Annotated in this window: 28 protein-coding genes; 14 read left to right on the forward strand and 14 right to left on the reverse strand. The window is 73.9% G+C overall.

The window, feature by feature from the left end:
* The 3 genes from AMIR_RS06115 (at nucleotide 1) to AMIR_RS06125 (ending at nucleotide 4,329) form a co-directional block, all read left to right on the forward strand.
* Entirely contained in the window at nucleotides 1-1,533 is a 1,533-nt protein-coding gene (locus AMIR_RS06115; RefSeq protein WP_015800062.1) for a chitinase, read from the forward strand.
* Between the two features lie 84 nt (nucleotides 1,534-1,617).
* Nucleotides 1,618-2,658 carry a nitronate monooxygenase gene (locus AMIR_RS06120; RefSeq protein WP_041837414.1) on the forward strand — a complete coding sequence of 347 codons (1,041 nt, stop codon included), beginning with the start codon at nucleotides 1,618-1,620 and terminating at the stop codon, nucleotides 2,656-2,658.
* 30 nt (nucleotides 2,659-2,688) lie between these two features.
* On the forward strand, nucleotides 2,689-4,329 hold the full coding sequence (locus AMIR_RS06125; RefSeq protein WP_015800064.1) for a DUF885 domain-containing protein: 1,641 nt from the start codon (nucleotides 2,689-2,691) through the stop codon (nucleotides 4,327-4,329).
* Here AMIR_RS06125 and AMIR_RS06130 read toward each other — a convergent pair.
* Complete coding sequence (locus AMIR_RS06130; protein WP_015800065.1) at nucleotides 4,321-5,793, reverse strand: amino acid permease; 1,473 nt, start codon at nucleotides 5,791-5,793, stop codon at nucleotides 4,321-4,323. The two genes, AMIR_RS06125 and AMIR_RS06130, sit on opposite strands and share 9 nt — an antisense overlap.
* 237 nt (nucleotides 5,794-6,030) lie before the next feature.
* On the opposite strand from AMIR_RS06130, the gene AMIR_RS06135 reads away from it, so the two are divergent.
* Entirely contained in the window at nucleotides 6,031-6,798 is a 768-nt protein-coding gene (locus AMIR_RS06135; RefSeq protein WP_015800066.1) for an enoyl-CoA hydratase-related protein, read from the forward strand.
* A 33-nt stretch (nucleotides 6,799-6,831) separates the two neighbouring features.
* On the opposite strand, the gene AMIR_RS06140 is transcribed toward AMIR_RS06135, so the two are convergent.
* A complete protein-coding gene (locus AMIR_RS06140; protein WP_015800067.1) occupies nucleotides 6,832-7,800 on the reverse strand; it encodes a zinc-binding dehydrogenase in 969 nt (322 codons plus the stop codon).
* Between the two features lie 66 nt (nucleotides 7,801-7,866).
* On the opposite strand from AMIR_RS06140, the gene AMIR_RS06145 reads away from it, so the two are divergent.
* The 5 genes from AMIR_RS06145 (at nucleotide 7,867) to AMIR_RS06165 (ending at nucleotide 9,452) form a co-directional block, all read left to right on the forward strand.
* Nucleotides 7,867-8,115: a hypothetical protein gene (locus tag AMIR_RS06145; protein ID WP_015800068.1), complete on the forward strand. Its 249-nt coding sequence runs from the start codon at nucleotides 7,867-7,869 to the stop codon at nucleotides 8,113-8,115.
* A gap of 9 nt (nucleotides 8,116-8,124) precedes the next feature.
* Entirely contained in the window at nucleotides 8,125-8,565 is a 441-nt protein-coding gene (locus tag AMIR_RS06150) for a guanyl-specific ribonuclease (RefSeq protein ID WP_015800069.1), read from the forward strand.
* A complete protein-coding gene (locus AMIR_RS06155) occupies nucleotides 8,562-8,900 on the forward strand; it encodes a barstar family protein (protein WP_015800070.1) in 339 nt (112 codons plus the stop codon). The genes AMIR_RS06150 and AMIR_RS06155 overlap by 4 nt, the downstream gene beginning before the upstream one ends.
* A gap of 112 nt (nucleotides 8,901-9,012) precedes the next feature.
* The gene (locus AMIR_RS06160) at nucleotides 9,013-9,234 is read left to right on the forward strand and encodes a type II toxin-antitoxin system HicB family antitoxin (protein ID WP_015800071.1); all 222 of its coding nucleotides are present in this window, start codon (nucleotides 9,013-9,015) and stop codon (nucleotides 9,232-9,234) included.
* Nucleotides 9,231-9,452 (forward strand): type II toxin-antitoxin system HicA family toxin, encoded by a 222-nt coding sequence (locus AMIR_RS06165; RefSeq protein ID WP_015800072.1) that lies wholly within the window; start codon nucleotides 9,231-9,233, stop codon nucleotides 9,450-9,452. The genes AMIR_RS06160 and AMIR_RS06165 overlap by 4 nt, the downstream gene beginning before the upstream one ends.
* Before the next feature lie 79 nt (nucleotides 9,453-9,531).
* Here AMIR_RS06165 and AMIR_RS06170 read toward each other — a convergent pair whose 3' ends face one another.
* From AMIR_RS06170 to AMIR_RS43145, 10 genes are all read right to left on the reverse strand, one after another.
* Nucleotides 9,532-10,260: a sirohydrochlorin chelatase gene (locus tag AMIR_RS06170; protein ID WP_041836612.1), complete on the reverse strand. Its 729-nt coding sequence runs from the start codon at nucleotides 10,258-10,260 to the stop codon at nucleotides 9,532-9,534.
* Nucleotides 10,257-11,111 (reverse strand): ABC transporter permease, encoded by an 855-nt coding sequence (locus AMIR_RS06175; protein ID WP_049797090.1) that lies wholly within the window; start codon nucleotides 11,109-11,111, stop codon nucleotides 10,257-10,259. The genes AMIR_RS06170 and AMIR_RS06175 overlap by 4 nt, the downstream gene beginning before the upstream one ends.
* An 85-nt stretch (nucleotides 11,112-11,196) precedes the next feature.
* Nucleotides 11,197-11,985 carry an ABC transporter ATP-binding protein gene (locus tag AMIR_RS06180; RefSeq protein WP_015800075.1) on the reverse strand — a complete coding sequence of 263 codons (789 nt, stop codon included), beginning with the start codon at nucleotides 11,983-11,985 and terminating at the stop codon, nucleotides 11,197-11,199.
* A gap of 30 nt (nucleotides 11,986-12,015) precedes the next feature.
* Nucleotides 12,016-13,095 (reverse strand): ABC transporter substrate-binding protein, encoded by a 1,080-nt coding sequence (locus AMIR_RS06185; protein ID WP_041836613.1) that lies wholly within the window; start codon nucleotides 13,093-13,095, stop codon nucleotides 12,016-12,018.
* A gap of 38 nt (nucleotides 13,096-13,133) precedes the next feature.
* A complete protein-coding gene (locus AMIR_RS06190; protein WP_015800077.1) occupies nucleotides 13,134-14,468 on the reverse strand; it encodes a sulfate adenylyltransferase subunit 1 in 1,335 nt (444 codons plus the stop codon).
* On the reverse strand, nucleotides 14,469-15,368 hold the full coding sequence (gene cysD, locus AMIR_RS06195) for a sulfate adenylyltransferase subunit CysD (protein ID WP_015800078.1): 900 nt from the start codon (nucleotides 15,366-15,368) through the stop codon (nucleotides 14,469-14,471).
* Nucleotides 15,365-16,060 (reverse strand): phosphoadenylyl-sulfate reductase, encoded by a 696-nt coding sequence (locus AMIR_RS06200; RefSeq protein ID WP_015800079.1) that lies wholly within the window; start codon nucleotides 16,058-16,060, stop codon nucleotides 15,365-15,367. Before AMIR_RS06200 ends, cysD begins: the two co-directional genes overlap by 4 nt.
* Nucleotides 16,057-16,215 carry a hypothetical protein gene (locus AMIR_RS06205; RefSeq protein ID WP_015800080.1) on the reverse strand — a complete coding sequence of 53 codons (159 nt, stop codon included), beginning with the start codon at nucleotides 16,213-16,215 and terminating at the stop codon, nucleotides 16,057-16,059. The genes AMIR_RS06200 and AMIR_RS06205 overlap by 4 nt, the downstream gene beginning before the upstream one ends.
* A complete protein-coding gene (locus tag AMIR_RS06210) occupies nucleotides 16,212-17,924 on the reverse strand; it encodes a nitrite/sulfite reductase (RefSeq protein ID WP_015800081.1) in 1,713 nt (570 codons plus the stop codon). The genes AMIR_RS06205 and AMIR_RS06210 overlap by 4 nt, the downstream gene beginning before the upstream one ends.
* A 117-nt stretch (nucleotides 17,925-18,041) precedes the next feature.
* Nucleotides 18,042-18,128: a putative leader peptide gene (locus tag AMIR_RS43145; protein ID WP_372494808.1), complete on the reverse strand. Its 87-nt coding sequence runs from the start codon at nucleotides 18,126-18,128 to the stop codon at nucleotides 18,042-18,044.
* 208 nt (nucleotides 18,129-18,336) lie between these two features.
* On the opposite strand from AMIR_RS43145, the gene hemW reads away from it, so the two are divergent.
* The 4 genes from hemW (at nucleotide 18,337) to AMIR_RS06230 (ending at nucleotide 23,058) form a co-directional block, all read left to right on the forward strand.
* A complete protein-coding gene (gene hemW, locus AMIR_RS06215; protein ID WP_015800082.1) occupies nucleotides 18,337-19,551 on the forward strand; it encodes a radical SAM family heme chaperone HemW in 1,215 nt (404 codons plus the stop codon).
* A gap of 512 nt (nucleotides 19,552-20,063) precedes the next feature.
* On the forward strand, nucleotides 20,064-21,086 hold the full coding sequence (gene hrcA, locus AMIR_RS06220) for a heat-inducible transcriptional repressor HrcA (RefSeq protein ID WP_015800083.1): 1,023 nt from the start codon (nucleotides 20,064-20,066) through the stop codon (nucleotides 21,084-21,086).
* A gap of 86 nt (nucleotides 21,087-21,172) precedes the next feature.
* Nucleotides 21,173-22,327: a molecular chaperone DnaJ gene (gene dnaJ / locus AMIR_RS06225; RefSeq protein ID WP_015800084.1), complete on the forward strand. Its 1,155-nt coding sequence runs from the start codon at nucleotides 21,173-21,175 to the stop codon at nucleotides 22,325-22,327.
* Nucleotides 22,324-23,058, forward strand: a complete 735-nt coding sequence (locus AMIR_RS06230; protein ID WP_015800085.1) for a 16S rRNA (uracil(1498)-N(3))-methyltransferase — start codon at nucleotides 22,324-22,326, stop codon at nucleotides 23,056-23,058. Before dnaJ ends, AMIR_RS06230 begins: the two co-directional genes overlap by 4 nt.
* A 192-nt stretch (nucleotides 23,059-23,250) precedes the next feature.
* Here AMIR_RS06230 and AMIR_RS06235 read toward each other — a convergent pair whose 3' ends face one another.
* Together AMIR_RS06235 and AMIR_RS06240 are read right to left on the reverse strand one after the other, a co-directional pair.
* Nucleotides 23,251-24,465, reverse strand: a complete 1,215-nt coding sequence (locus AMIR_RS06235) for an SGNH/GDSL hydrolase family protein (RefSeq protein WP_015800086.1) — start codon at nucleotides 24,463-24,465, stop codon at nucleotides 23,251-23,253.
* A 114-nt stretch (nucleotides 24,466-24,579) separates the two neighbouring features.
* On the reverse strand, nucleotides 24,580-25,824 hold the full coding sequence (locus tag AMIR_RS06240; RefSeq protein ID WP_015800087.1) for an SGNH/GDSL hydrolase family protein: 1,245 nt from the start codon (nucleotides 25,822-25,824) through the stop codon (nucleotides 24,580-24,582).
* Nucleotides 25,825-25,994: 170 nt separating this feature from the next.
* Between AMIR_RS06240 and AMIR_RS06245 the strand changes: the two genes are divergently transcribed.
* The gene (locus AMIR_RS06245; RefSeq protein ID WP_015800088.1) at nucleotides 25,995-26,660 is read left to right on the forward strand and encodes an alpha/beta hydrolase family protein; all 666 of its coding nucleotides are present in this window, start codon (nucleotides 25,995-25,997) and stop codon (nucleotides 26,658-26,660) included.
* The last annotated feature ends 6 nt before the right edge of the window (nucleotides 26,661-26,666 follow it).

Consider the following 26,666-nt stretch of genomic DNA (forward strand, 5'->3'; position numbering starts at 1 on the left):
GTGGCTGGAAAGACCGCGAGGGCGCTGGGCGCCCTGACCGCGGCAGCGCTGACGATCACCGGGGCGATCCTGCTCGCCTCGGGGAGCGCGTCGGCCGCGAACCTCGTCTCCAACTCCGGGTTCGACACCGGATCGACCAGCGGCTGGACCTGCTCCGGCAAGTCCTCCGCCGTGACCTCGCCCAAGCGCAGCGGCTCGCACGCGCTGTCCGCGACCCCCGAGGGCTCGGACAACGCCCGCTGCTCCCAGACCGTCCAGGTCCGCCCGAACACCGCCTACTCCCTGTCGGCGTGGGTCCAGGGCAGCTACGTCTACCTGGGCGTGAGCGGCACCGGCGGCGACGACAAGAACACCTGGACGCCCGGCTCGACCGGGTTCTCCGAGCTCAAGCTGGGCTTCACCACCGGCGCGGGCGCCACGAGCGTGACCGTCTACCTGCACGGCTGGTACGGCCAGCCGACCTACTACGCCGACGACGTGGTCCTGGACGGCCCCGGTGGCACCCAGCCCACCACGACCACGCCGCCCACCACCACGACGAAGCCGACCACGACCACCACCAAGCCCACCACCACGACGCCCCCGACCACCACGCCCCCGACCACGACGACGTCGAACAACCCCGGCCAGCCCGACCCGGCGCTGCCCAAGCACCTGCTCACCGGGTACTGGCACAACTTCGACAACGGCTCGAAGGCGCTCAAGCTCGCCGACGTGCCGCGCGCCTACGACATCGTCGCGGTCTCGTTCGCGGACGCCGTCCCGACCAGGCCCGGCGCCGTCTCGTTCACCCTCGACCCCGGCCTCGCGGGCAAGCTCGGCGGCTACACCGACGCCCAGTTCAAGGCGGACGTGAAGACCCTCAAGTCGCGCGGCCAGAAGGTCATCATCTCGGTCGGCGGCGAGCGCGGCACCATCTCCGTCGGCGACTCCACCGCCTCCGCGAACTTCGCGAACAGCGTCAAGGACCTGGTGGCCTCCTACGGGTTCGACGGCGTGGACGTCGACCTGGAGAACGGCGTCAACGCCACCCACATGGCCCCGGCGCTGCGCGCGATCCACGCGGCCGGCGGCAAGATCATCACGATGGCCCCGCAGACCATCGACATGCAGTCCACCGGGACCGAGTACTTCAAGCTGGCGCTCGCGGTGAAGGACATCCTCACCGTCGTCAACATGCAGTTCTACAACTCCGGCGCGATGCTCGGCTGCGACCAGAAGGTCTACTCCCAGGGCAGCGTGGACTTCCTCGTGTCGCTGGCCTGCGTGCAGCTGGAGAACGGGCTGCGGCCCGACCAGGTCGGCCTCGGCCTGCCGTCCTCCGGCTCGGCCGCGGGCGGCGGCTACCAGTCGCCCGCCAACGTCAACGCCGCGCTGGACTGCCTGGCCAGGGGCACGGGCTGCGGGAGCTTCAAGCCCGCGAAGACCTGGCCCGGCATCCGGGGCGCCATGACGTGGTCGATCAACTGGGACGCCACCGCGAACTGGCAGTTCTCGAACACCGTGGCCCCGCACCTCAAGACCCTGCCGTAACGGGGTCCGCGCCGCGGGGAGGGGCGGTGGTCCCCGCCCCTCCCCACGGGCGAGCGCGCCGAACCGGACTAGCCTCCGACCATGCTGCTGGAATCGCTCCCGGTCCCGGTGATCGCCGCCCCGATGGCGGGTGGCCCGTCCACCCCCGAGCTCGTCGCCGCGGTGGGCGGCGCGGGCGGGCTCGGCTTCCTCCCGGCGGGCTACCTGACGCCCGACGCGCTGGCCGACCGCATCGCCCGCACCACCGCGCTGTCCACCGCGCCGTTCGGCGTCAACCTGTTCGTGCCCGGCCCGGACGGCGGCGCCGCCGAGGCGCGGGCCTACCGGCGGCTGCTGGTCGACCAGTCGGGCCTCGAACCGGGCGAGCCGCGCTGGGACGACGACTCCTACCCGGCCAAGCTGGAGCTCCTCCTGGCGCTGCGCGTCCCGGTGGTCTCGTTCACGTTCGGCCTGCCGTCGGCCTCCGACGTCGACCGGCTGCGCGCGGCGGGGACCACCACCGTCGCCACCGTCACCACCCCCGCCGAGGCCGAGCAGGCCGCGCGGGTCGGCGTCGACGCGCTGTGCGTGCAGGGCGTCGACGCCGGTGGCCACCGGGGCACCTTCGCCGACGACGGCCGCAGCCCCGGCGGCGGCGAGCTGCTCGGCCTGCTGACCGCGTTGCGCCTGGTCGGCGCCCGCGTCTCGCTCCCGCTCATCGCGGCGGGCGGCATCGCGCACGGCGCGGACGTCGCCGCCGTCCTCGCCGCCGGGGCGGTCGCCGCGCAGCTCGGCACCGCGTTCCTGGCCTGCCCCGAGGCGGGCACCGCGCCCGCGCACCGCCAAGCCCTCGCCGAAGGCACCCGGCGCACCGCGCTGACCAGGGCGTTCAGCGGCAGGCCCGCGCGCGGGCTGGTCAACCGGTTCCTCACCGAGCACACCCCGCACGCCCCGGCCGCCTACCCGAGGGTGCACCACCTGACCAAGCCGATCCGCGCGTCCGGCGACCCCGAGCTGATGTCGATGTGGGCCGGGCAGGCGTACCCCCTGGCCCGTTCGGTCCCGGCCGCCCAGCTGGTCGCCGACCTGAACGGGCAGGCCGTCGAGGCCATCGCGCGGGCCAACGCGCGGATTCGCCCGCTCTAGCGACGCCCGCGCGGTGACAATGTGCCCGTGATGACCGCGCGCGAGTTAGCCGACGAGCTGTTCACCCTGGTCCTGACCTCGGACCCGCTGATGGCGACCCTCATCGGGGTGCCGGGGTGGGACGACCGGTTGCCCGATCCGAGCGCCGAGGCCGAGGCCGGGGCCGCGCGCCGGGCCGCCGAGCTGGCCGCCTGCGCCGCCGAGGGCGACGACGACCCGATCACCAGGGCCGTCGTCGCCCAGCAGGCCACCGGCACGGTCGCCAAGCTCGGGGCGCGCCTGGTCGAGCACACCCACGCCGAGGGCTTCAACGCCCCCGTGCCGCTGCTGCTCACCTCGCTGTCCATGATCAGACCCGCGCCCGGTCGGGGCGAGCTGGACTACCTGGCCCGCCTGCGCGCCGTCCCCGGCTACCTGGAGGCGCTGGCCACCCGCCAGCTCGACTCCGACCGCCGCCCGCTCGCCCACCTCGTCGACGCCGCCGTCACCCGGCTCGACCGCCACCTCGCCGACCCCTCCGGCCCGCTGCGCGTCCCGCCGCTGTCCGCCGGGCACGCCGCCGAGCGCGAGCGGCTGATCACCGAGCTGGTCGACCCCGCCCTCGCCCGGTACCGGGACGTGCTGCGCGAGCGCGTGGCCCCGCGCGGTCGGAGCGCCGACGAGCCCGGCCTGTGCTGGCTGGCCGACGGCGAGCGGCACTACGCCGGGCTCGTCGCCGCCTACACCACCACCGAGCGCACCGCCCGCGAGCTGCACGAGGTCGGCCTGGGGCTGGTGGCCGAGCTGGACCGCGAGTACGAGGAGATCGGCGCGCGCGTCTTCGGGCCGCTGCCGGGGGCGACCGCGCGCGAGCGGGCCGCCGGGGTCCGGGCCAGGCTGCTCGCCGACCCGGAGCTGCGCTGGACCGACGGCGCCCAGATGGTCGAGCTGGCCCGGAAGGTCCTCGCGCGCGCCGAGCTGGCGGCGGGGGACTGGTTCGGGTCCGTGCCCGCCAAGCGCTGCGCGGTCGCCACCGTGCCCGACGACGAGGCCCCCAACGCGCCGCTGGCCTACTACGTCGACCCGGCGATGGACGGCAGCAGGCCGGGCACGTACTTCGTCAACACCCACCGCGCGGCCGAGCGGAACCGGGTCAGCGCCGAGGCGGTCGCGTTCCACGAGGGGGTTCCGGGGCACCACTTCCAGATCTCCCTGGCCCAGGAGCTGACCGACCTGCCGCCGCTGCGCCGGTTCGCCGCGTTCGAGGCCTACCTGGAGGGGTGGGGGCTGTACGCGGAGCGGCTGGCCGACGAGATGGGGCTCTACAGCGGCGACCTGGCCCGGTTGGGGATGCTCAGCGCGGACTCGCTGCGCGCCGCCAGGCTCGTGGTCGACACCGGGATGCACGCGCTCGGGTGGACGCGCGAGCGGGCCGTCGAGTACCTGCGGGCGAGCACGGCCGCGCCGGAGGCGGACGTCCAGGCCGAGGTGGACCGGTACATCGAGGCGCCCGCGCAGGCGCTGTCGTACATGGTGGGACGGCTGGAGATCCAGCGCCTGCGCGGGGTGGCGAGCGACCGGCTGGGGGCCGCGTTCGACATCAGGGAGTTCCACGACCTGGTGCTGCGCGGCGGCCCGCTGCCGCTCGGGGTGCTGGCCGACGTGGTCGACCGGTGGTGCGGGTCAGTCTGAGCCCGGCTCGCCGCGGTCGGTCCGGTCGGTCCGGTCCGCCAGCGCCGAGTGCCGCTTGCCGTAGGCGTAGTAGACGACCAGTCCGATGGCGAACCACACCGCGAACCGCAGCCACGTCTCCGGGGCCAGGAAGGTGATCAGCCACAGCGAGAACACCACGCCGACGATCGGCACCACGGGCATCCCCGGCGTGCGGAACGTGCGCGGCAGGTCCGGCCTGCGGTAGCGCAGCACGATCACCGCGACGCACACCACCACGAACGCCAGCAGGATGCCGATGTTGGTCAGCTCGGCGGCCTCGGCGATCGGCAGGAACCCGGCGATCACGGCGGACGCCACGCCCAGCACCCAGGTGGTGCGGGTGGGGACGTGCTTGGTCGGGTGGGTCTTGGCGAACCAGCGGGGGAGCAGCCCGTCGCGGCTCATCGAGTAGCCGACGCGGGCGGCGCCCATGAGGAACGTGAACAGCACCGTCGTGATGCCCAGGACCGCGCCGACGGAGATGACGATGCCCAGCGCGGGCAGGCCGACGTCGGCGAAGGCGGTGGCGAACGCGCTCTCGGTGTCCACCTGCGAGTATGGGACCATGCCGGTCAGCACCAGGCAGGCCAGCACGTACAGCACCATCGAGATGGCCAGGGAGTACAGGATCGCCTTGGGCATGTGCTTGCGCGAGTCGGTGGACTCCTCGGCGGCCGTGCTCATCGCGTCGTAGCCGAAGACGGCGAAGAACACCGTGGCCGCGCCGGTGAGGGCGCCGGAGATCCCGAACGGGAAGAACGGGTTGTAGTTGGCGGTGTCGATGTGGAACGCGCCGACCACCACGACCAGCAGGACCACCGCGACCTTGAGGTAGACGAGGGTGGTCTCGAAGCGGGCGGCGTTCTTCATGCCCTGGTTGAGGACGAACGCGATCAGCAGGCACAGCAGGGCGGCGAACAGGTTCACCTTGTAGCTGCCGGGGGCGGCCTCGCCCGCCTCGGTGCCGGGCGCGCCGAGCATCCACTCGGGCAGGTGCAGGCCGAGGAGGCTCAGGAGCTCGTTGAAGTAGCCGGAGATGCCGATCGCGACCACCGCCACGATCGCGGTGTACTCCAGCAGCAGGTCCCAGCCGATGAACCAGCCGACGATCTCCCCGAGCACGGCGTAGCCGTAGGTGTAGGCCGAGCCCGCCTGCGGGATGAGGCCGGCGAACTCGGCGTAGGAGAACGCGGCGGCGGCGCTGGCGATGCCCGCGACGAGGAACGAGATGAGCACGGCGGGCCCCGCGGTCTTGTTGGCGACCGCGCCCGCGAGCGAGAAGATCCCGGCGCCGATGATGCCGCCGACGCCGATGGCGGTGAGCTGCCAGAGGCCGAGCGTCCTGGTGAGCCCGCCGCCCTGGTGCGGGCTGTCGCCCTCCAGGACGGGTTTGCGCCGGAAGACGCCCCGCCCCTGTCCGAACCCGCTGTGCGCAGAGGACATCCGCCCGCTCCCTCACGTTGGCCGACCGTGCAGTGGCGGCCGAACCTACGCGGATCTCACGGCGGTGAGGGCACGCGGGGACAACGGCGGCCTGCCCGGTCCCGGCCCGGTTCGGGGAGCCGCAGGGGGTGGTGGGGGATTTGTGGCGGAGTGGGTGGATCAGGGGGGTGCGGGGTCGCGCGGCGAGCGCCCGCCGGGTGCTGGCAGTCACCGCCCGCGCCGTGGCAGAGTGCCCGCATGGCAGCAGAGCAGCTGGTCCACCACGAGGTGCGGCGCGGGGTCGCGACGATCACGCTCGACTCGCCGCACAACCGCAACGCCCTCTCCGCCCGGCTGCGTCGCGAGCTGCTCGCGCACCTGGCGGACGCGCTGGCCGACGACGCCGTGCGGGTCGTGGTCCTCACCCACACCGGGCCGGTGTTCTGCTCGGGCATGGACCTCAAGGAGGCGCAGGGCGCCGCGTCCGCCGACCAGGGCGTGAACGAGTTCCCCGAGATCCTCAAGACCCTCTGGGCCAGCCCCAAGCCGGTGCTCGCGCGGCTCGCCGGACCGGCGCGCGCGGGTGGGGTCGGGCTGGTCGCCGCCTGCGACGTCGCGGTCGCCGTCGACTCGGCCACGTTCGCGTTCAGCGAGGTCCGCATCGGCGTCGTGCCCGCGATCATCTCCGTCACCGTGCTGCCCCGGCTCTCGTCCAGGGCCGCGCACGAGCTGTTCCTCACCGGCGAGGTGTTCGACGCCGAGCGGGCCGCCCGGATCGGGCTGGTCAACGCGGTCGTCACCGCCGACGGGCTGGACGCGGAGGTCGCGCGGTTCACCGACATGCTCGTCCTCGGCGCGCCCGGCGCGCTCGCCGCCACCAAGGCGATGCTCCAGCGCGGGACCGACGTGGACGCGGCGTTCGCGGACATGCTGCGGCTCTCCGCCGCGCACTTCGGCGGCCCGGAGGGGCAGGAGGGCATCGCGGCCCGGCTGGAGAAGCGCAGGCCGGACTGGGTCCCGGAGTAGGCCCGGCCGCCCCTGGGCGACCGGGCCCGCCGGTCAGCCCAGGGTGAAGACGGTCTTGCCCGCCGTCTCGCCGTCCAGCATCGCGCGGAAGCCCGCCTCGGCGTCGGCCATCGGCAGGCGGGCGCCGATGTGCGGGCGCAGGCCGTTGCGCTCGCAGAACGCCAGCAGGTCCACCAGCTCGTCCCGCGTGCCCATGGTCGAGCCGACCACCCGCAGCTGGAGGAAGAACAGCCGCTGCAGCTCCGCCGCCGACGGGTCGCCGGTGGTCGCGCCGGACACCACGACCGTGCCGCCGGGCTTGAGCGACTTCATCGAGTGCGACCAGGTCGCCTTCCCGACCGTCTCGAACACCGCGTCCACCCGTTCGGGCAAGCGCGCGCCGCTCTCGAAGGACGCGTGCGCGCCCAGCGACTCCGCCAGCGCGCGCTTGGCCTCGGTCCGCCCGGTCACCCACACCCGGTACCCGGCCGCGCGCCCCAGCTGCACCAGCGCCGTCGACACCCCGCCGGAGGCGCCCTGCACGAGCATCGTCTGACCCGGCCGCAGCCCGGACTTCACGAACAGCATCCGGTACGCGGTCAGCCACGCCGTGCCCATGCAGGCGGCCTCGGCGAAGTCCAGGCCGGACGGCTTCGGGATCGCGTTGCGCCTGGGCACCACGACCCAGTCGGCGAACGCGCCCTGGTGCTTCTCGGTCAGCAGCGAGCGGCCGGGGTCCAGGGTCTCGTCGCCGACGTGGTCCGGGCTGCCGACGAGGGAGTGCAGCACCACCTCGGCGCCGTCCTCCAGCACGCCCGCGCCGTCGCAGCCCAGGATCATCGGGAACCGGTCCGCCTTGATCCCGACCCCGCGCAGGGTCCACAGGTCGTGCATGTTCAGGGTGGCCGCGCGCACGGCCACCCGCACCCACCCGTCGGGCGTCTCGGGTTCGGGTCGCTCCCCCACCCGCAGCGCGGCGAGGGGCTGGTCGGGGCTGGGCTCGGCTGCGTAGACGGAGAACATGCCAGCGAACCTACTCAGGCGATCACTCCTCCGGGGGACGGGTCACGCGCTACCCTCGACGGCGATATGGAATCGATCGCGCGCTGGTGGGACGGGGTGGAGCTGTGGCTCGCCCAGCTGCCGTTCTTCCTCCAGTTCCCCCTCGTGATGGCCGTCCTGCTCCCCGCCGCGCTGGGTGTGGCGAGGTTCATCGACCGGGTGGTCGACGAGGCCTCGGCGCGGCTCAGCGGCGACCCGGAGGCCGAGCCCCCGGTGGGCGCGCTGCCCACCGACGTGCGGGAGCCCCGCCTCCGCGAGGGCAGGACGCGTTCGTAGGCTGGATGGGTGACTCCCGGTAGGCGCCTCACCGTCGCGCTCGTCGGCCTGATCGCCCTGGTGGTGGTCGGCTACTTCGCGAAGGACCACGGCAACGACTCGACCCCCGCACCCCCGTCCTCCAGCGCGGGCACCACGTCCGTGCCCGGCGCGTCGGCGTCCGGCTTCAGCGTGCAGCCGCTGTCGGAGCTGCCCGCGCAGGCCGCCGAGACCTGGAAGCTGATCACCAGCGACGGCCCGTTCCCGTACCCGCGCAACGACGGCGTGGTGTTCCGCAACCGCGAGAAGCTGCTGCCGCAGCACAAGGGCGAGTACTACCGCGAGTACACGGTGCCCACTCCGGGTAGTCGTGACCGGGGGGCGCGCAGGCTGGTGACCGGTCAGGAGGACGAGGTGTACTACACCGCTGACCACTACGAGTCGTTCGTCGTCGTGGACGTGGCCAGGTGACGGCGCGCGCGGTCCACGAGGCCGAGGAGCGCGGCGCGCACCCGCACGTGCTCGCGGGAGCGGAGATCACCGGCAAGCGCGCGGCGCTGGACGCGATCGCGGCGGCGCTGTCCTTCCCGGACTGGTTCGGGCGCAACCTGGACGCGCTGTACGACTGCCTGGTGGACCTGTCCTGGCTGCCGGAGGGCGAGCACGTGCTGATCTGGCCGCAGCGCGAGGTCTTCGACCGCAAGGACCCGGTGGGCTCCGCGGCGGTGGACTCGGTCCTGCAGGACGCGGCGACGCAGGGAGCCGAGGGACGAGTGCTGACCGTGGTGTACCCGACACCGCTCTAGGCGACCCGGCGTGGTGGTGGTCGCCACGGCATCGCGTTCGCGGTGGTAGATCACCTGAGCCGGGGACCGAGGAATCCTCGCCAAGCGGCGGGCGGTCGGGGACACTGGTGTCATGAACGAGCAGTTGACCCTCACCGCGGCCGTCCACCAGGAGGAGGAGTGGCACGTGGCCCAGTGCCTGGAGGTGGACGTCGCCAGCCAGGGGCTGACCGTCGCCGAGGCGCTGGCGAACCTCGCCGAGGCGGTGGAGCTGTACCTCGAAGAGCGTCCCGACGCCAAGCTGACGACCCCCGAGCTGGTGACCACGTTCCAGGTGGCCGGTAGCGCCGCGTGAGCCCCGCGCTCTCCGACGTTCCGGTCCGCAAGGTCGTGCGGGTCCTGGAGTCGGTGGGGTTCGAGTACAACCGCACCAAGGGCAGCCACGCCGTCTACCGCCACGAGGACGGCAGGATCGCCGTCGTGCCGATGCACGGCACCGTGAAGCGCGGCACGCTCGCCTCGATCCTGCGCCAGGCGGGGCTGAGCCCTGACGAGTTCCTGGGTCTCCTCTGACCCGACCGCGAGCGACGAAGCGGTCCCGCCCACCACCGACGGTGTGTGGGACCGCCCTCGTTCCGACCCAAGCACCCGCCTAGGCGATCGCCGCCACCCCCACCCGCGCTCCCGCGTACCGGTGCAGCACCAGCTCCGCCACCTCCGGGTCCGCGCCCAGCGGGGCCGCGACGACCGCGTCGGCGCCCACCAGACCCGCCACCCGGTCCGGCAGCAGGCCCGGCGCCAGGAACCACGACGCCACCGCCACGCGCCTCGCGCCCGCCGCGCGCAGCCTGGCCGCCGCCACGGCCGCGTCCGGCGCGGCGCTCGCCGCGAACGCCGGTTCCACGCCCGCCCAGCCCGCGCCCGCCGCCCAGCGGCGCGCCGTCGCGCGCACCACGGCGTTCGCCCGCGCGTGCGAGGACCCCGCCGCCGCGAGCACCACGCCCCACGACCGGTCCCCGAAGCCGACCCCGGCCTCGGCCAGCCGCCTCAGGGCCGCCGACTCCAGCCTCGGGTCCGGGCCCAGCACGTCCGCGATCGCCACGTCCAGCCCGAGCACCGCCGCCTCCGCCACGGCGCTCGGCACGTCCACCCGCGCGTGGTACGCCCGCCCCAGCAGCAGCGGCACCACCACCGCCTCCCGGTGGCCGTCCGCGCGGACCGCCCGCAGCACGTCCGGCAGCCTCGGCGCGGACAGCTCCAGGAACGACGCCCGCACGTCCAGCTCCGGCCGCAGCGCCCGCACCACGCCGAGCAGCTCGTTCACCACCGCCGCCGACCTCGGGTCCCGGCTCCCGTGCGCCACCGCCACGAGCGCGCTCACGTCAGCGCCCCCGTCAACCCGCGCGCCCGCAGCACCGCCCGCTCCAGCGGCCGGAACAGCAGCAGCTCGATCCCCACGCCCACCAGCAGGATCAGGAAGATCGCCGCGATCACCATCGAGATGTCGTTCAGCGACGCCCCGTTGTGCAGGTACTGCCCCAGCCCCTCGCCCAGCTGCGGCGAGGTGGCGATGATCTCGGCCGCCATCAGCGACCGCCACGAGAACGCCCACCCCTGCTTCAACCCGGCCAGGTAACCGGGCAGCGCGGCGGGCAGCAGGATGTGCCGCGCGGACGCCAACCGCCCCGCCCCCAGCGCCTGCCCGACCCTCGGCAGCAGCGGCGGCACCTGGTCCACGCCCGCCACCAGGCCGTTCGCGATCGACGGCACCGAGCCCATCAGCACCACGAAGTAGATCGTCGACGGCGTCGCCCCGAACCACAGGATGCCCGCGGGCACCCACGCCACCGACGGCAGGCTCTGCAGCCCGGACAGCAGCGACCCGATCGCCGCCCGCACCAGCCGCACCTTCGCGATCAGCAGCCCCAGCGGCGTCGCGATCACCACCGCCGCCAGGAACCCCAGCACCGCCCGGTGCACCGACGTCCACAGCACCTCGGCGGCCCGCCCCGTGCGCACCGCCTCCGCCACCGCGCCCCACACCGACAGCGGCGACGGCAGCCGGTACTCCGGCCAGAGCGCCGCCGCCCACAGCGCCTGCCACACCACGAGCAGCAGCGCGAACGCCACCAGCGGCGGCAGGGCGGTGCGCGCCAGCCTGCGCCACACCGATGGCGGGCGCTCCCCGATCGGCGTGTCCAGCGCGTCCAGACCGGCCCCGACCGCAGCCAGGTCCGCCGACCGCGCGGTGGACGCGGGCGCCGAGGCCCCCCGCCCCGAGACGCCCTGCCCCGGGACCTCGGGCGCTCCTTCCACCTCAGGCCGCCGCGTGACCACTGATCACCTCCCGCAGCCGCCCGGTGACGTCCTCGATCAGCTCAGCCGGGTCCCGCCCCTCGACGGCCCACTCCCGCACGACCCGCCCCGGCCGCGACGACAGCAGCACCACCCGCTGCCCCAGCCGCACCGCCTCGCGCACGTCGTGCGTCACGAACAGCACCGCCGTGCCGGTCTCCCGCCACACGCGGGCCAGCTCGGACTGGAGCACGTCCCGCGTGATGGCGTCCAGCGCCGCGAACGGCTCGTCCATCAGCAGCAGCGCGGGCGCCCCGTCGTCGGCGCTGCCCTGGGCGGACGCCAGCGCCCGAGCCAGCGCCACCCGCTGCCGCATCCCGCCGGACAGCTCGTGCGGGCGCTTGCGCCCGACCCCGGACAGCCGCACCAGCTCCAGCAGCTCCCCGGCCCGCGCCCGCCGCTCCCCGCGCCGCACCCCGGCCAGCCGCAGCGGCAGCTCCACGTTCCGCTCCGCCGTCAGCCACGGCATCAGCGCGGCCTCCTGGAACATCACCGCGGGCCTGGACGTGGTCAGCCCGATCCGGCCGGACGTGGGCGCGTCCAGCCCGGCCACCAGGTTCAGCAGCGTGGACTTGCCGCAGCCGGACGCGCCCAGCAGGCACACGAACTCGCCGGGGGCCACCTGCAGGTCGACCCCGTCGAGGGCGACCACGGCGTGCTGCCCGGTCCCGAACTCCTTGCGCACCCCGGTCAGGGTGACGGCCGCGTCGACGCCGGATCGCGGCGCCGTGGTGCCGAGCGTGGCGGTCATGGTGTGCCTGCCTTCCTCGTGGGGCCCTCGCTACTTCCGGTCCAGGCCCGCGGCGTCCACGGCGGGCTCACCGGCGGCCTTCAGCACCTCGCCCAGCGGCCCGAAGTCGGCCAGCCCGGCGACGTCGGCCGCCTCCTTGGCCACGCCCGCCGTCACCGCGTCCTCCGCGAGCTGCGGGAACGCCGCGGCCTGCGGGTCCAGGGTCAGCTCGATGCCCTCGAACGCCCGGTCCAGCACCGGCTCGCCCAGCGCCTTGCCGGTCAGCTTCTTCAGCGCCTCGTTCACGGTGGTCTTGGCGCCCGCCGCGTCGTCCCGCGCGTACTTGGTCGCGGCGAGGTGCCCGCGCAGCAGCGCCCGCACGGTGTCCGGGTGCTGCTGCAGGAACTCCGTGCGCACGATCAGCACCGTGGTCGGGAACTTCCCGCCCTCCCACAGGGTCTTCTCGTCCAGCAGCACCTTCGCGCCCGCGTCGACCACCAGCCGCGACGACCACGGCTCCGGGGCCCACGCGCCCTGCACCCCGCCGGAGCGGAACAGGTCCAGGCTCTGCGAGTTCTCGGTGTTGGTGACGTTGACCTGGTCGGGGCCCGCGCCGATGGCCAGCCCCTGGTCGGACAGCCACTTCTTCAGCGCCACGTCCTGCGTGTTCGCCAGCTGCGGGGTGGTGATGACCTTGCCCTTGAGGTCCTGCGGGGTGGTGATCTCCGGCTTGACGACGAGCTGCGCGCCGCCCGAGGTGGCCCCGGCGATCAGCTTCACCGCCTCCCCGCCGGACTTGGCGTAGGCGTTGATCGCCGGGCCGGACCCGATGAACGTCGCGTCCAGCGACTCGCCCAGCAGCGCGTTCACCGCCTCGGGCCCGGCGTTGAAGGTCTGCGTGGTCAGCTTGGTCGAGCCCAGCTCCTTCGCGAACAGCCCCCGCTCCACGCCGATCAGCGCGGACGCGTGGGTGACGTTCGGGAAGTAGCCCAGCCGCAGCTCGGCGGCGGCCCCCTGGTCGGCGGCGGGCGCGCTCTCCTCGGCGCGCTCGGCGCGGGAGCAGCCCGTCGCGACGGCCAGGGCCGCGAGCAGGACTGCGGTGGTCTTCACAGCGCGGCGGTGTGCTCTCAAGGGAGGGGACCTTTCGGGGGAGTGGGGTTGGGGGGAGGTCAGGGGCCGGGGGAGACCAGGGCGCGGCCGTCGGCGAGCGCGACGCCCCCGGCCTGGGCCCTCGGCGCGTCCGGTTCGGGAAGCGGCGCGCCCACCAGGCCCGCTGCGAGGGTGCCGCCGTCACCGGCGTCGATCACCAGGAACGCCCCGGTGCGCCGGTCGCGGGTGTAGTCGTCCACCGGGACGGGCTCGGCGGTGCGCACCCGCACCTGGCCGATGTCGTTGAGCCGCAACGCGTCCGGCGCGCCCGTGCTGGCCAGCGCCTGCTCGTCGAACCGGGACAGCAGCTCGGTCACGATCGCCTGGACGGTGCGCGTGCCGTGCTTGACCAGCACCCGCGCGCCGGGTGCGAGGGGCTTCTCGGCCAGCCAGCACAGCGTGGCGGTGAACTCGTCCACCACCTCCGGCGCGTCACCGGCCGCGATCAGGTCGCCTCGGGAGACGTCCAGGTCGTGCGCCAGCAGCAGCGTCACCGACCGGCCCGCCGCCGCCTCGGCCAGCGGCCCGTCCGCCGTGTCGATGCCGGTCACCGTCGTGCGCGACCCGCCGGGCAGCACGGTCACCTCGTCGCCGACCCGGACCGTGCCCGCAGCGACCTGCCCCGCGTACCCCCGGTAGTCCGGGTGCTCGGCGGTGCGCGGCCGGATCACGTACTGCACCGGGAACCGGAACGGCGCGTCGTGCGGGTCCGGCTCCACCGGCACCGACTCCAGGTGCTCCAGCAGCGTCGGCCCCGAGTACCAGGGCGTGCTCGCCGACCGGTCCACCACGTTGTCGCCCACCAGCGCGGACACCGGGATCGACACCACCGAGTCCTCGGCGAAGCCCAGCGCGGACGCGTGGGCGGCGAACTCCTTGGCGATGCGGGCGAACACGACCTCGTCGTAGCCGACCAGGTCCACCTTGTTCACCGCCAGCACCAGCCGGGGCACGCCCAGCAGCGCCAGCACCGCCGCGTGCCGCCGGGTCTGCTCCACCACGCCCCGGCGCGCGTCCACCAGCAGCACCGCGAGCTGCGCCGTCGACGCGCCCGTCACGGTGTTGCGGGTGTACTGCACGTGGCCGGGGGTGTCGGCGAGCACGAACGTGCGGCGCGGCGTCGCGAAGTACCGGTAGGCCACGTCGATCGTGATGCCCTGCTCGCGCTCCGAGCGCAGCCCGTCCACCAGCAGCGACAGGTCCGGCGTCGTCAGCCCCCGGTCCGCGCTGGCCCGCTGCACCGCGTCCAGGGTGTCCGCCAGCACCGACTTCGTGTCGTACAGCAGCCGCCCGACCAGGGTGGACTTGCCGTCGTCCACGCTGCCCGCCGTGGCCAGTCTCAGCAGGTCGCTCATCTAGAAGTACCCCTCCCGCTTGCGGTCCTCCATGGCGGCCTCGCTCAACCGGTCGTCGGCGCGCGTGGCGCCCCGCTCGGTGAGCCTGCTGGCGGCGACCTCCGCGATCACCGCGTCGATGTCGGCGGCCTCGGACTCCACCGCCCCGGTGCACGAGCCGTCGCCGACCGTCCGGTAGCGCACCGTCTTCTCCAGCAGCTCCTCGCCCTCGCGCGGACCGCCCCACGGGCCCCGCGCCAGCCACATGCCGTCGCGCAGGTACACCTCGCGGCGGTGCGCGTAGTAGATGGGCGGCAGCTCGACGCGCTCGCGGGCGATGTAGCGCCACACGTCCAGCTCGGTCCAGTTCGACAGCGGGAACACCCGCACGTGCTCACCGGCCCGGTGCCTGCCGTTGTAGAGGTTCCACAGCTCCGGCCGCTGCCTGCGCGGCTCCCACTGGCCGAAGGCGTTGCGCAGGCTGAAGATGCGCTCCTTGGCGCGGGCCCGCTCCTCGTCCCGCCTGCCGCCGCCGAACACCGCGTCGAACCGGTTCGCGGTGATCGCGTCCAGCAGCGGCACGGTCTGCAGCGGGTTGCGGGTGCCGTCCGGGCGCTCGGCGAGCCTGCCGTCGTCCAGGTAGTCCTGCACCCGCGCCACCTCCAGGCGCAGGCCGTGCCGGGCGACGACCTCGTCGCGGAAGCGGATCACCTCGTCGAAGTTGTGCCCGGTGTCCACGTGCAGCAGCGGGAACGGCACCGGGGCGGGCCAGAAGGCCTTGACCGCCAGGTGCAGCAGCAGCGTCGAGTCCTTGCCGCCGGAGAACAGGATCACCGGGCGGTCGAACTCGCCCGCGACCTCGCGGAAGATGTGCACCGCCTCGGACTCGAGGCGGTCGAGCGCGTCCAGGGCCAGAGTCATCCGTGCAACCCGCATTCCGTCTTGGCGGTGCCCGCCCAGCGGCCACTGCGCGGGTCGGCGCCCGGCAGCGGCTTGGCGGTGCACGGCGCGCAGCCGATGGAGGGGTAACCCGCCTGCACCAGGGGGTTCTCCAGGATTCCGTGCTCGGCGAGGTAGCCGTTGAACTCGTCGTCGGACCACGACGCGATCGGGTTGACCTTCACCAGCCCGTTGCGCTCGTCCCACTGCACGATCGGGGTGTCCGCCCTGGTCGGGGCGTCGACGCGGCGCACGCCGGTCACCCACGCGTCGTACCCGGCCAGGGTGCGGCGCAGCGGCACGACCTTGCGCAGCCGGCAGCAGCGGCCGGGGTCGGTCCGGTTGAGCGGCCCGAACTCCGCCTCCTGGTCGGCGGCGGACTGCTCGGCGGCGGCGTTGACGATCCGCAGCTCCGGGTAGACCAGGTCGACCGCGTCGCGGGTGCCGATGGTCTCGGCGAAGTGGTAGCCGGTCTCCAGGAACAGCACGTCCACGTCCGGCTTGACCTTCGCGGCGAGGTCCACCAGCACCGCGTCCTGCATGTTCGACGCGACGATCCAGCTGTCGCCGAACGTGCGGGCGGTCCAGGCCAGGGCCTGTTCGGCGGTCGCGTCGGCCAGCTCGACCTGGGCGGCCTGCGCCACGACTCTCAGGTCTTCCTTGATCCCGCTCACCCGTGCACCTCCTGGGGCAGGTTCAACCCGATGAACTTGACCGTGAACACCCGGCGGCACGCCGAGCACAACCACGCGTGCGCGGGCTCCTCCTGCGGGCGGAGGTCCTCGTCGCCGCAGTAGGGGCAGTGGAAGGGCGTCGCGCGCTCGCTCACCGCAGCAGCCCCTCGTCCGCGCGGGCCACCCACTGGGCGAACCGCTCGCCGCCGTCCCGCCCGGCCAGGTAGTGCCGCACCACCCGCTCCACGTACTCGGGCAGCTCGGCCGCGGTGACCTTGTGGCCGCGCAGCTTGCGCCCGAACCCGGCGTCCAGCCCGAGCCCGCCGCCCAGGTGCACCTGGAAGCCCTCGACCTGGCGGCCGTCGCCGTCGGTGACGATCTGGCCCTTGAGGCCGATGTCGGCGGTCTGGATGCGCGCGCACGAGTTCGGGCAGCCGTTGAGGTGCACCGAGATCGGCGCCGCGACCCCGGCCACCACGTCCGCGAGCCGCGCCTCCAGCGCCGTCACCAGCTCCGCCGCGCGCGCCTTGGTCTCGACGATCGCGAGCTTGCAGAACTCCAGCCCGGTGCACGCCATCACCCCGCGCCGCCACGGCGAGGGCTCGGTGGGCAGCCCGAGCGCCGCCAGGTCCGCGCGCAGGCCGTCCACCTCGGCCTCGGGCACGTCCAGCACGACGAGCTTCTGCTGCGGGGTGAGCCGCACCCGGTTCGACCCGGCCCGCTCCACCGCCTTGGCGACCTCCACCAGGGTCGACCCGGACACCCGGCCCGCGATCGGCGCCGCGCCGACCGCGAACAGGCCGTCCTTCTGCCGGTGCACGCCCACGTGGTCGCGCGCGACCTCGGGCACCTCGGGGGCGGGGCCGTCGATCAGCTTCCGGTTCAGGTACTCGTCCTCCAGGACCTGGCGGAACTTCTCCGCGCCCCAGTCGGCGACGAGGAACTTCAGCCGCGCCCGGTTCCGCAGCCTGCGGTAGCCGTAGTCGCGGAAGACGCTGATCACGCCCTCCCACACGTCCGGCACCTCGTCCAGCGGGATCCACGCGCCCAGCCGCTTCGCGATCATCGGGTTGGTCGACAGGCCGCCGCCCACCCACAGGTCGAAGCCGGGGCCGTGCTCCGGGTGGACGACGCCGACGAACGCCACGTCGTGCACCTCGTGCGCCACGTCCGGCAGGCCCGAGATGGCGGTCTTGAACTTGCGCGGCAGGTTCGAGAAGCGCGGGTCGCCGATGTAGCGGCGCAGGATCTCGTCGATGGCCGGGCCGCCGTCGAGCACCTCGTCCTCGGCGATGCCCGCGAGCGGGGAGCCCAGGACGACGCGGGGGCTGTCGCCGCAGGCCTCCATCGTGGTCAGCCCGGCGGCTTCCAGGCGCTCCCAGAGCGTGGGGACGTCCTCGATGCGGATCCAGTGGTACTGGACGTTCTGCCGGTCGGTGATGTCGGCGGTGTCGCGGGCGTAGGTCTGGGAGAGCTCCCCGATCAGCGCGAGCTGCGCGGTGGTCAGCCTGCCGCCGTCGATCCGGACGCGGAGCATGAAGTGCTCGTCGTCCAGCTCCTCCGGCGCGAGCGTCGCCGTCCGGCCGCCGTCGATCCCCGGCTTGCGCTGCGTGTACAGCCCGTACCAGCGGAAACGGCCCCGCAGGTCGGCGGGGTCGATCGAGGCGAAGCCACCCGGCGCGTAGATCGTCTCGATCCGCGCGCGCACGTTGAGCGGGTCGTCGTCCTTCTTGCTCCGCTCGTTCGGGTTGAGCGGCTCGCGGTAGCCGAGCGCCCACTGGCCCTCGCCCCGCCGCTGCCTGGCGCGCGGGGGCGCCGGCGTCGAGGGCGTTGCCGTCGGGGGCGATGTCGTCGGGGGAACCATCCGCTGGCCTCCGGAGGTGGAGTGGCGGCGCGGTGGTGCGCGTGGCGAGCCCGGTGGTGCGGTGGTGGAGGCCCCGTCAGCGCACCCCGGCGCCTACGGGAACGAAAAGGCGCGGGGTTATGCCGAACGGGGGCACATCGCGCTGGAGACGCGGCGGAAGTCGACGTGGCGGCGGACCACCAGGCGAATTCCGTTCGTCGTCATGCGGCTGAGCGTGCCACGGGTCCATGTTGTGGTCCACAGGCATCCGCATGGTGGGACATCTCACGGAGGGGGTTGCGCTGGGGGGTGGAAGGGGTGTGGCGGTGCTGGGTGGGAGGGGGTGGTGGTGGGGAGAGGGGGTGGTGGTGGGGGGAGGGGGCGGTGCGGCTGGTCGGGCGGGTGGGTGCGGGAGGTGGGGGACAATGGGGGTATGCCTTCCGCACTGCCTGCCGGTGATCCCGCACCCTCGGACGGGTCGCTGCCCGCGACCGCTCTGGAAGGGCTCGGCACGCGGCCGTTCGGGGTGTACGTGCACGTGCCGTTCTGCGCTACCCGGTGCGGGTACTGCGACTTCAACACTTACACGGCGGGGGAGCTGGGGACGTCCGCGTCGCCGGAGTCGTGGTTGGAGGGGTTGCGGAGGGAGTTGGACCTGGCGGCTCGGGTGCTGGGGTCGCCGCCTGCGGCCGAGACGGTGTTCGTGGGTGGGGGGACGCCGTCGTTGTTGGGGGCGGACGGGTTGGCGGCGGTGCTGGAGGCGGTGCGGTCGTCGGTGGGGCTCGCGCCTGGGGCCGAGGTGACGACGGAGTCGAATCCGGAGTCGACGTCGTCGGAGTTCTTCGCGGCGATCCGGGAGGCCGGGTACACGCGGGTGTCGCTGGGGATGCAGTCGGCTGCGCGGCACGTGTTGCAGATCTTGGATCGCAAGCACACGCCAGGGCGGGCGGCGGCTGCGGCCAGGGAGGCTCGGGAGGGTGGGTTCGAGCACGTCAACCTGGATTTGATCTACGGGACTCCGGGGGAGCGGGACGAGGACCTGCGGGAGTCGTTGGCGGTCGTGCGGGATGCCGGGGTGGATCACCTGTCGGCCTACGCGCTGATCGTCGAGGAGGGCACGGCGCTGGCGCGGAGGGTGCGGCGGGGGGAGCTGCCCGCGCCGGATGACGACGTGCTGGCGGAGCGGTACGAGATGGTGGACGCGGCGGCTCGTGAGATGGGGATGAGCTGGTACGAGGTGTCCAACTGGGCCGCGTCGGAGGAGGGGCGGTGCAGGCACAACGTCCTGTACTGGCAAGGGGCGGACTGGTGGGGGGCCGGGCCTGGGGCGCACAGCCACGTGGGTGGGGTGCGGTGGTGGAACGTGAAGCATCCGGCCAAGTACGCGGCGGTGCTGGCGGGGGGTGGGTCGCCTGCGGCTGGGCGTGAGGTGCTGGCGGAGGACGATCGCAGGGTTGAGCGGGTGCTGTTGGAGTTGCGACTGTCCGAAGGGTTGCCGGTGGAGGTCCTGGACCGGGACGGGCGGCGGGAGGCTGCTCGGGTGGCGGCTGAGGGGTTGCTGGAGCCGATGGCGCTTGCGCGGGGTAGGTGCGTGTTGACGGACCGGGGGCGGTTGTTGGCTGACGCGGTTGTCCGGCGGTTGACCTGAGGGTGGGGTTGAGGGTCAAGGTCAAGAGCTGAAGGGCACGCCTCGCCGGCGGGGCAGACCTCCAAAAAAGAGGGACACGGGCTCTGCCGGCCGGTGGCCGTTGGGGTGGTGGTGCGGTTTACCCCTGCGGTGGTCCGGGTCCCTCTTCTCCGTGTGGCCTCCTTTCAGGCAAGCACGCTCGTCAAGACGCCGTTTGACCAGGCGGTCTGCCGGGCAGTGCGGCGGCATCTTGACAAGCGTGCTCGGGCTTCGCCAGGCCAAACGGAGAAGAGGGACGCGGGATGGGCGAGCTGCGGGCTCGCTGCGCTCGCCCCGCAGCCCGCGAGGCGGTCGACCCGCGAGCTGCTGCTGCAACTCGGTGGTGCGGTCGGCTGCGGACCGCTGGTGTGGGGTGTTGTTCGTAACCTGTGAATGACTTTCCGAACTCGCCGGGGACCCTGGCCCGTCGTCTCCGTAAAATCGGGGCGAGGACATCAGGGGGCAGTGCCCCCTACCAGCGGAGGTGGCACGCGGTGAACGCTGATCAGCGGCGCTTCGAGGTGTTGCGCGCCATCGTCGCCGACTACGTCTCCAACCACGAGCCGGTCGGGTCCAAGGCGTTGGTCGAGCGGCACAACCTGGGGGTGTCCAGCGCGACCGTTCGCAACGACATGGCCTCGCTGGAGGAGGACGGTTACATCACCCAGCCGCACACCAGCGCGGGGCGGGTGCCCACGGACAAGGGGTATCGGCTGTTCGTCGACCGGCTGAGCGAGGTCAAGCCGTTGTCCACGGCTGAGCGGCGGGCCATCCACTCGTTCCTGGAAGGGGCCTGCGACCTGGACGACGTGCTGCGGCGCAGTGTTCGGCTGCTCGCGCAGCTCACCCGGCAGGTCGCCGTGGTGCAGTACCCGACGCTCAGCCGGGCCTCGGTGCGGCACCTCGAGGTGCTGGCCATCACCCCGGCGCGGCTGATGCTGATCCTGATCACCGACACCGGTCGGGTGGACCAGCGGTCGGTCGACCTGGGTGACGTCATCACCGAGGACAACGTCGCACGCATCCGGGCGATGCTCAACGCCTCGCTGGTCGGCAAGCGGCTCGCGGACGCGTCCGCCGAGGTCGCCCAGCTGCCCGAGACCGTGCCGAGCGAGCTCCGGGACATCGCCACCAGGGTCAGCACCGTGCTGATCGAGTCCCTGGTCGAGCACCCCGAGGAGCGCCTGGTGCTGGGTGGCACGGCGAACCTCACCCGGAACGTGGCAGACTTCCCCGGTTCACTGCGCCCGGTGCTGGAGGCGCTGGAGGAGCAGGTGGTGGTGCTCAAGCTGCTGGCGGCCTCGCACGACCCCGGCACCGTGCTGGTGCACATCGGGGAGGAGAACGAGGCGGCGGAGATGCGCGGCACCTCGGTCGTGTCCATCGGCTACGGCAGCGTCGACAAGCTGCTCGGCGGCATGGGCGTCGTCGGACCAACCCGGATGGACTACCCGTCCACGATGGCGGCCGTCAGGGCCGTCGCCCACTACGTGGGGGACATCCTCACCGTCCGGTGAGGGAACACCCCGCGCCCGCAGGACGTTTCGCAAGCGACGCAGGCTAGCGCGCGCGTGTTCCAGCGCGCCCGCAGGAGGACAGCACGGTGGCGAGGGACTACTACGGCACGCTCGGGGTCTCCAAGAACGCGACACCCGAGGAGATCAAGCGCGCCTACCGCAAGCTCGCGCGCCAGCTTCACCCGGACGTGAACCCCAACGAGGAAGCGCGCTTCAAGGAGGTGACCGCCGCCTACGAGGTCCTGTCGGACCCCCGCAAGCGGCAGGTCGTCGACCTGGGCGGCGACCCGCTGGAGCCGGGTGGCGGCGGGCGCGGCGCGGGCGGCGGCGACCCGTTCGCGGGCTTCGGGCTGGGCGACATCATGGACGCGTTCTTCGGCGCGGGCGCGGGAGGCGGCGGTCGTGGACCGCGCAGCCGCGTCCAGCCCGGATCGGACGCGCTGATCAGGCTCTCCATGACGCTGGAGGAGTGCGCGGCGGGCGCGAACCGCGAGCTCACGGTGGACACCGCGATTCTGTGCGACCGCTGCGTGGGCAGCGGCTGCGCGGAGGGCGCGTCCCCGGTGCGCTGCGACACCTGCGGCGGACGCGGCGAGGTGCAGTCGGTGCAGCGCTCGTTCCTCGGCCAGGTCGTCACGGCCCGGCCGTGCCCGGTCTGCCGGGGCTTCGGCGAGGTCATCCCCGACCCGTGCCAGCAGTGCGCCGGCGACGGCCGGGTCCGCTCCCGCCGCACCATCTCGGTGCAGATCCCGGCCGGTGTGGCCGAGGGGATGCGGGTGCGGCTGGCCGGTCAGGGCGAGGTCGGCTCCGGCGGCGGCCCCGCGGGCGACCTGTACGTCGAGGTCGAGGAGATCGCCCACGACGTGTTCGAGCGCGACGGCTCCGACCTGCACTGCTCGGTGCGCATCCCGATGACGACGGCCGCGCTCGGCGCGGTGCTGCCGCTGTCCACCCTCGACGGCGAGGAGGAGCTGGAGATCGAACCCGGCACCCAGCCCGCCACCGAGCTGGTGCTCACCGGTCGGGGGATGCCGAGGCTGCGCTCCAACGGGCGCGTCGACGGGCGCGGCGACCTGCACGTCCACCTGGACGTCGTGGTGCCGACCAAGCTCGACGCCCGCCAGACCGAGCTGCTGCGCGAGCTGGCCTCGGTGCGCGGCGAGGAGGAGCCCTCGCTGTCGGGTGGCGGCAAGGGCGGCGGGCTGTTCTCGCGGCTGCGCTCCGGCCGCGGCCACCGGTGACCCTCCCCGTCTTCCTGGTCGAGAGCCTGCCCACCGGGTCCGACGCCGTCCTGGACGGCCCGGAGGGCAGGCACGCCGCCACCGTGCGCAGGCTGCGCGCGGGGGAGGAGCTGGTGCTGTCGGACGGCAGCGGCGACCAGGTGCGCTGCGAGATCACCGAGGCGCTCAAGGACTCGCTGCGGCTGCGCGTGGTCGAGCGCTGGACCGTGCCCGAGCCGGGCGTGCGGGTCGTGCTGGTGCAGGCGCTGGTCAAGGGCGAGCGCGGCGAGCTGGCCGTGGAGCTGGCGACCGAGGCGGGCGTGGACGCCGTGCTGCCGTGGAAGGCGGCGCGGTGCGTGGCCAAGTGGGAGGACGGCCCGCGCGGCGCCAAGGCGCTCGGCCGCTGGCGGGCCACCGCCCGCGAGGCGGCCAAGCAGGCACGTCGGGCGCGGGTCCCCGAAGTGGGGGAGCCGGTCACCACGAAGCAGCTCGCGGCGCTCGCGTCGCGGGCGGCGGCGGTGCTGGTGCTGCACGAGTCCGCCGAAGTCGGGATCGGCTCGGTGGCGCTGCCACCCTCGGGTGAAGTCCTGCTGGTCGTCGGCCCGGAGGGCGGCATCGCGGAGCAGGAGCTGTCCGCGCTGGTGGAGGCGGGTGCGCACGTGGTCAGGCTGGGGCCCTCGGTGCTCAGGGCGTCCACCGCGGGGGCCGTGGCGCTGGGTGCTCTGGGCGTTTTGACCGATCGCTGGGCGTAGTGGGGCTTGCTCTTTTCTGGCGAACGCGGGTGACAGCGGTTACCCTCGTGTCCTGAGGCACCGCACTGGCTACCCGTCGGTAGCGGACTCGTTCGAGCGCGCCGGACACCTCCCCCCTCGGTCCGGCGGTTGCCGCGTCGCGGTGGGGCGACCCCCAGGTCCCACCGCGACGCAGGCTCTCACCTCCTCGTGTTAGAGCAGCCGCAGGTCGATCGCGTCCGCCATGGCCTCGGTGCCCGCGTCGCCGGGGTGCAGGCCGTCCCCGCTGTCGTAGGCCGGGGCGAGCACCGCGTCGTCGTCGGGTGCTGCGGTGACCGCCGCGAAGTCGATCACGGCGTCGAACTCGCCGGACGTCCTGATCCAGGTGTTCACGGCCCGCCAGGTCGCCTCGCGCTCCGGGGTCCAGACGAACGAGGTCTTGAACGGCAGGATCGTGCCGCCCACGATCCGCACCCCGCGCGCGTGCGCCTGGGCGATGAGGTTCCGGAAGCCCGCGACCAGCTCGTCGGCGGTGGCGCCGAAGCCGATGTCGTTGACGCCCTCCAGGACCACGACGGTGCGCACGCCGGTCTGGCCGAGGGCGTCGCGGGCGAAGCGGGTCGTGCCCGCGACGCCGTAGTAGGGCTCGCCCTCGCGGTCGGCGACCAGCCGGTTGCCGCCGAGGCCCGCGTTGACCACGGACGGGGCGTGCCTGCGCTCCGCGAGGCGGCGGGCCAGGAAGTCGGGCCAGCGGCGGTTGGTGTTGCCGGTGGTGGCGGACGTGTCGGTGATCGAGTCGCCGAACGCCACGACCGTGCCCGCGGCCCGCTCCCGCGCCACGTCGACGCCGCTCACGCCCAGCCAGCACGGGGTGTCGGTGAAGCCGGTCCCGGTGCGGTCGCCGGTCTTGTCACCGGTGGCCAGGTAGTTGCCCTGGGCGGTGAACGGGTGGTTGGTCAGGGGGCCTGTGGGGCCGGGGAAGTGCACGCTGACCAGCAGCGTGGACAGGGCCGCGACGTCCAGTCGGACCGGGTCGCTGAGCAGCTCCCGACCGGCGGGCACCCGCGCCTCGCGCGACCCGCCGAACGTCACCGCCCTGGTCGTGCCGGGGGCGGGCCTCGCGCCCGCGTCCTGACGGGCGACGGAGGTGCGGTCGACCCGCAGCGGGGTCGTGCCGAAGGTGTTGCTGAGCCTGATCCGCACCAGGTCGCCGCCCGCGCTGGTGAACACCACGTTCCGCACGGTCCGGTCGGTCAGGCCGGTTCCCGCCGGGCAGTCGCTCCACGGGATCGTGCTGCCGACCACCGGGCTGGCCGCCCAGCCGCCGACCCAGCGCGTCCCCTCTGGTTCCGCCTGCCCGGTCCCGGTCACCACCCCGGTCGCCAGCACCGCCGCCAGCACCGCTCCGAGCACCGCTCTCGGCCCCATCGCCGCTCCTCACCAGCTCGCATCGCCCACCTGACGACGCTGGCCGCCGGGCGCGGGCCGGTCAACCCGCTGCCCGGAGCAAGGCGGGCGGCCACCGGACCAACCGGCGTGTGCTCAGAGCAGCCGCAGGTCGACCGCGTCCGCCATGGCCTCGGTGCCCGCGTCGGTCGGGTGCAGGCCGTCGCCCCGGTCGTAGGCGGGGTCGAGCAGGGCGTCGTCGCCCGGCGCGGCCATGGCGCCCGCGAAGTCGACCACCGCGTCGAACTCGCCCGAGGTCCTGATCCAGGCGTTCACCCTCCGCCAGGTCGCCTCCCGCTCGGGCGTCCAGACGAACGAGGTCCGGAACGGCATGATCGTGCCGCCGACCACCCGCACGTCCCGCCGGTGGGCCTGCGCGATCAGGTCGCGGTAGCCGGCGATCAGCTCGTCGGCGGTGGCGTCGAAGCTGAGGTCGTTGACCCCGGACAGGACCACGACGGTGCGCACGCCGGTCTGGCCGAGGGCGTCGCGGGCGAAGCGGGTCGTGCCCGCGACGCCGTAGTGGGGCTCGCCCTCGCGGTCGGCGGTCAGCCGGTTGCCGCCCAGGCCCGCGTTGACCACCGAGGGCGTCCGGCCGCCCCGCGCCGCCAGCCGGCGGGCCAGGAAGTCCGGCCAGCGGCGGTTCGTGTTGTCGGTGCTCGCCGCCGTGTCGGTGATCGAGTCGCCGAACACCACGACCGCGCCCGCCGACCGCTGCCCCCGCTCGGCCACGTCGACGCCGCTCACGCCCAGCCAGCACGGGCTGTCGGCGAAGCCCTCGCCGGTGCGGTCGTCGGTCCGGTCGCCCTCGGCGAGGTAGTTGCCCTGGGCGGTGAACGGGTGGTTGCTCAGCGGCCCGGTGGGGCCGGGGAAGTGCACGCTGACCAGCAGCGTCGACAGGGCCGCGACGTCCAGCAGCACCGGGTCGCTGAGCAGCTCCCCGCCCGCCGGGACGAGCGCCTCGCGCGACCCGCCGAAGGTGACCGCCCTGGTCGTGCCGGGAACGGGCGCCGCCCCGCCGCCCTGGTGGGCCACGGTGGTCCGGTCGACCCGCAGCGGGGTCGTGCCGAAGGCGTTGCCGAGCCTGATCCGCACCAGGTCGCCGCCCGCGCTGGTGAACACCACGTTCCGCGCGGTCCGGTCGGTCAGGCCCGCGCCGCCCGACGGGCAGTCGTTGTGGGGGTTCGGGCCGCCCACGACCGGGCTCGCCGCCCACGCCGCCGTCCAGCGCGACCGCTCCACCCGTTCGAGGTCCGCGTGCGCGCTCCCGGAGACCACCCCCGCCACCAGCGCCGCGACCACCCCCGCGCAGGCCGCCGCCCGCGCCGATCTCGACCCCATCACCGCTCCTCGAACGCCCGCACAGCCAACTGCTCGACGTTGGACGACGCGGCGACCAAGATCAATCCGCCGGGCAGAGCAAGATCAACAGCATTCGGCGTAAACGATCAAGAGAGCCGGCGTGGCCTGCCCACCCGCGCCCCTCCGGCGCGGTGCGGTTCACTGGTCGCGTGCAGCGCATCGAGTACGGCCCCGACCCCGACCAGTTCGGCGAGCTGAGCGGCTCCGGGCCGGTCGTCGTGGTGATCCACGGCGGGTTCTGGCACCAGCGCTACACGCTCTCCCTCGGCCGCCCCCTGGCCGCCGACCTGGCCGCGCACGGCGTCACCGCGTGGAACGTCGAGTACCGCCGTGCGGGCGGGACCGGCGGGTGGCCGCAAACGGGGCAGGACGTCCTGGCCGCCGTCGACGCGCTCGACCCGGCGCTCGGCCCCGTCGTCACCCTCGGCCACTCGGCGGGCGGCCACCTCGCGGTGTGGGCCGCCGCCCGGCACCCCAGGGTCGTCGGCGCGGTCGCCCAGGCGGGCGTCCTGGACCTGCTCCAGCACCCGCGGATCACGCGCCGCGCCGCAGAGCTGCTCGGCGCGACCCCCGACGAGGCCCCCGAGCGCTACGCCGACGCCTCGCCCGCCGCCGCGCCCCCGGTCGGCAAGCCCGTCGTGCTCGTGCACGGCGACCGCGACGAGGACGTGCCGCTCGCCCAGAGCGAGGCGTTCGCGCAGCTCACCGGCGCGCGGCTGATCACCGTCCCCGGCGCCGGGCACCTGGACCTGATCACCGTCGGCACCCCCGCGTGGGAGGCCTGCCGCACCGCCGCGCTGAGCTTGGTCCACTAGCCTCCG

This window comes from Actinosynnema mirum DSM 43827, assembly GCF_000023245.1.
Classification (GTDB): Bacteria; Actinomycetota; Actinomycetes; order Mycobacteriales; family Pseudonocardiaceae; genus Actinosynnema; species Actinosynnema mirum.